This window comes from Photobacterium sp. OFAV2-7 (assembly GCF_022347985.1).
In the GTDB taxonomy this organism is placed as follows: domain Bacteria; phylum Pseudomonadota; class Gammaproteobacteria; order Enterobacterales; family Vibrionaceae; genus Photobacterium.
On record NZ_JAKRFQ010000479.1, the window covers coordinates 1 to 3,887 of the forward strand.

At 45.4% G+C, this 3,887-nt stretch carries 5 protein-coding genes; all 5 read left to right on the forward strand.

The window, feature by feature from the left end; translation table 11 throughout:
* A partial coding sequence (gene gmd, locus MHN01_RS19335) for a GDP-mannose 4,6-dehydratase (RefSeq protein WP_239412844.1) occupies positions 1 to 871 on the forward strand: 871 nt, incomplete at its 5' end.
* A gap of 76 nt (positions 872 to 947) precedes the next feature.
* The gene (locus MHN01_RS19340; RefSeq protein ID WP_239412845.1) at positions 948 to 1,922 is read left to right on the forward strand and encodes a GDP-L-fucose synthase; all 975 of its coding nucleotides are present in this window, start codon (positions 948 to 950) and stop codon (positions 1,920 to 1,922) included.
* A gap of 59 nt (positions 1,923 to 1,981) precedes the next feature.
* Positions 1,982 to 2,887 carry a UTP--glucose-1-phosphate uridylyltransferase GalU gene (gene galU, locus MHN01_RS19345; protein WP_239412846.1) on the forward strand — a complete coding sequence of 302 codons (906 nt, stop codon included), beginning with the start codon at positions 1,982 to 1,984 and terminating at the stop codon, positions 2,885 to 2,887.
* A 13-nt stretch (positions 2,888 to 2,900) separates the two neighbouring features.
* Complete coding sequence (locus MHN01_RS19350) at positions 2,901 to 3,557, forward strand: hypothetical protein (protein WP_239412847.1); 657 nt, start codon at positions 2,901 to 2,903, stop codon at positions 3,555 to 3,557.
* 124 nt (positions 3,558 to 3,681) lie between these two features.
* On the forward strand, positions 3,682 to 3,887 hold a 206-nt coding region (locus MHN01_RS19355; RefSeq protein ID WP_239412848.1), incomplete at its 3' end, for a hypothetical protein.

Consider the following 3,887-nt stretch of genomic DNA (forward strand, 5'->3'; position numbering starts at 1 on the left):
TAACCTGGGAGCACAGTCTCATGTCGCCGTTTCATTTGAATCACCAGAGTACACTGCAGATGTCGATGCACTCGGTACACTAAGGCTGCTGGAAGCCATCCGGTTCTTAGGATTGGAGAAGAAAACTCGCTTTTACCAGGCCTCAACCTCTGAACTATACGGCCAGGTTCAAGAAACCCCGCAGAAGGAAACAACCCCCTTTCATCCTCGCTCTCCTTACGCGGTGGCAAAAATGTATGCCTACTGGTGTACTGTAAATTACCGTGAAGCCTATGGCATGTATGCGTGCAACGGTATCCTGTTTAATCATGAGTCATCGCGCCGTGGGGAAACGTTTGTCACCCGAAAAATTACTCGGGGACTGGCTAACATCGCTCAGGGACTAGAGAAATGTCTCTATCTGGGCAACATGGATGCCCTTCGGGACTGGGGGCACAGTAAAGACTATGTTCGGATGCAATGGATGATGCTACAACAAGATGTTGCTGAAGATTTCGTGATAGCAACGGGTAAGCAAATCTCTGTGCGCGACTTTGTACGGATGGCTGCAGCCGAACTGGGTATCGAATTGGCATTTGAAGGCCACGGTGTTGATGAGTGCGGCATCGTCATGTCAGTGTCTGGCGATAAGGCACCGGCTCTGAATATTGGCGACGTTATCGTTAAGGTTGAACCTCGCTATTTCCGCCCGGCCGAAGTAGAAACACTGCTAGGCGATCCAACCAAGGCTAAACAGCAACTAGGCTGGGAGCCAGAAATATCACTCCAGCAACTATGCGCTGAGATGGTAACGAATGACCTTGATATAGCAAAACGCCATGCCTTGCTGAAAAAGCACGGCCATGAGATCACTATTTCCCGAGAAAATTAGCCGTCCTTCGTGTTTAGGCATGCACGCCAGTATATCCAATGTATTTTCTATTACTCTCAGTTAATTGGGTTTAGTTATGTCATTAAATAAAGACAGCAAAATTTTTGTAGCCGGTCATCACGGAATGGTGGGCTCAGCAATTGTTCGTCAGCTTGAAGCGCAGGGTTATCACAACATACTGACACGGAGTTCGGCAGAGCTCGACCTCACCAACCAAAGCGCGGTTAACCATTTTTTCCACCAAGAGTCTATTGATACTGTGTTCCTTGCGGCCGCTAAGGTGGGTGGGATTCATGCCAATAATTCAGAACCAGCCCCCTTCATTTATGAAAATTTGATGATCGAGGCCAATGTTATTCATGCAGCATGGAAGAATGGCGTCAAACAATTGCTTTTTCTCGGTTCGTCGTGCATTTACCCCAAGCTAGCCCCCCAACCGATTAAAGAAGGCATTCTTCTGTCCGGACATTTAGAACCGACTAACGAACCCTATGCCATTGCCAAAATCGCAGGGTTAAAACTGTGCGAGTCGTACTCTCGTCAATACGGTGTAGATTATCGTAGTGTAATGCCAACCAACCTTTACGGCCCGCAAGATAATTTCCACTCTGATAACAGTCACGTGATCCCTGCATTGATCCGCCGTTTTTACCAGGCCAAGAGAACCAATGCTTCAAATGTAACTATCTGGGGTACAGGAACCCCTATGCGCGAATTCCTGTATGTCGATGACATGGCATCAGCCTGCATCCATGTTATGGCACTTGATAAGTCTATTTATCAGCAATACACAACGCCGATGCAATCGCACATCAATATAGGCACGGGTCGTGACTGTACCATCCATGATTTAGCAGCCACGCTTTCCTGCGTAACTGGATTTAGCGGAAAGATAAAGTTCGATGCGTCGAAACCTGACGGTACACCCCGAAAACTATTAGATGTATCGCGTCTTGCGCAACTAGGCTGGACAGCATCAACATCGCTTGAAGACGGACTCCATAAAACATACCAATGGTTCCTTGAGAACCAGCACTCTTTCAGACAATAACATCAGTATCTGTTGCTCTATTTCTATTAATTATCTGACTTCATTTCACGAGGACACTTATGATTAAAAAATGCCTCTTTCCTGCCGCCGGTTACGGAACGCGCTTCTTACCGGCAACAAAATCGATGCCTAAAGAAATGATGCCTATCGTCAACAAACCACTTATTGAATACGGTGTTGAAGAAGCGATAGAAGCCAGTATTGAAAGTATGTGTATTGTCACTGGCCGTGGCAAACATGCGCTAATGGATCATTTTGATCAAAATTATGAGCTTGAGCATCAAATCAATGGCAGTTCAAAAGAAGAGTTACTTGTTGATATTCGCCGGATCATCAACAGTGCTAATTTCACCTACATCAGGCAACATGAAATGAAAGGGCTGGGACATGCCATTCTTAGTGGCCGAGAGTTAGTCGGCGATGAACCTTTTGCTGTGGTACTGGCAGACGATCTTTGTATAAACCAGCACAAAGGCGTTCTATCGCAGATGGTTGCACTGTATAAACAGTTTCGATGCTCTATTGTCGCCGTCGAAGAGGTGCCAGATAACGAAACCCATAAATACGGTGTAATCGCCGGGCAAATGATCAAACAAGATCTATACCGAGTAGAGAATATGGTTGAAAAACCTGAACCCGGTACAGCCCCCAGCAACATGGCCATTATTGGCCGCTATATTCTGACCCCTGATATTTTTGAAATCCTTGAACAAACGCCTCCCGGTAAAAACGGCGAATTACAAATCACGGATGCATTATTAGAGCAAGCCAACAATGGTTGTGTTCTGGCCTATAAGTTCAAAGGTGAGCGCTTCGATTGTGGCAGTGTCGAAGGATTCATCGACGCTACAAACTACTGCTACCAAAACTTATACCTAAAAGAATCCCGGCGGCTCTGTGCAGAGGATGCAGATTCTGTCGCTGCTATCAAACCGGGTACAACACCGCTGGTTTCAAATGGCTAATAAGTGTTGCTCGTTGAGCATTACTCTCATAGCCTGCCTGGTAATTTTCTACGCGGGTAGCTTTGGGATCGCAAATCTATATTCTGTCGGGCTAGAACAACTACAGCAGCGATGGAATAAAACAAATGCAGTCACAGAACGTGAGCTAGAAAATGCTTCTATTCTTGCACGCAGGATGCTCTCACTTCACTCTGAGCACCCCCACTATAACTCACTTGCTGCCTCATTAGCATTGAGGCAGTCATTAACAGATACAACAACGTTAAATCAACATAACCGGCAGCTATCTATAGCAAATGACTATTACCTTAAATCAATCACCCAGCGTCCCATCTGGCCGCAAAGCTATACCGGACTGGCAAAAGTTGCATGGTTACAAGGTGCCAGCCAAGGGCAGATCTTTAATTTACTCACATTGAGCAAGAGATTTGGTCCTTTTGATGCAACGACACTCTACGGGTTCGCTGAAATCGGCCTTGCTAGCTGGTCAACACTAAATAAACCACAACAAGTAGCCGTGTTAGATGCCATCTTACAGGGAATGTCGTACTCAAGAACGCGATCACCAATGAAAAGTATTGTCACTTCGCCGCTTCAAAAAGCAAGGGGATGCCGACTCTTAGTATTAATCGATCCTAAGACAAAGCGATGTGAAACATCTGAAAATTAAAATGTAAGTTGCTTTGATGCAATATTGCCCACTAATCAACTTAGTTTGGAACTACGTTTTCTGACACCTAGCTTTAACTCTTGCTTTTCCAGGTTCTGAAATAACTCGCGACAAGGAGTTAACGATGAAATTACGTAATATATACCTGACATGTTCTCTCATACTAACAAGCAGTAATGTAGCGGCTGATATCGAGTCTGACATAACAGCTAACCTTGATATTCGGCATATTATAAACAACGCAACGATGGAGGGAATGGAGCTCAAGGATATCATCAGTACTATAGCGACTATGAATCCTTCGCTACTGACCAAAACGCTCACAACGCT

Excerpts from the sequence above, each read along its gene's own strand:
- MHN01_RS19340 (WP_239412845.1), top strand. The coding sequence starts at position 948 with ATGTCATTAAATAAAGACAGCAAAATTTTTGTAGCCGGTCATCACGGA.
- galU (WP_239412846.1), top strand. The coding sequence starts at position 1,982 with ATGATTAAAAAATGCCTCTTTCCTGCCGCCGGTTACGGAACGCGCTTC.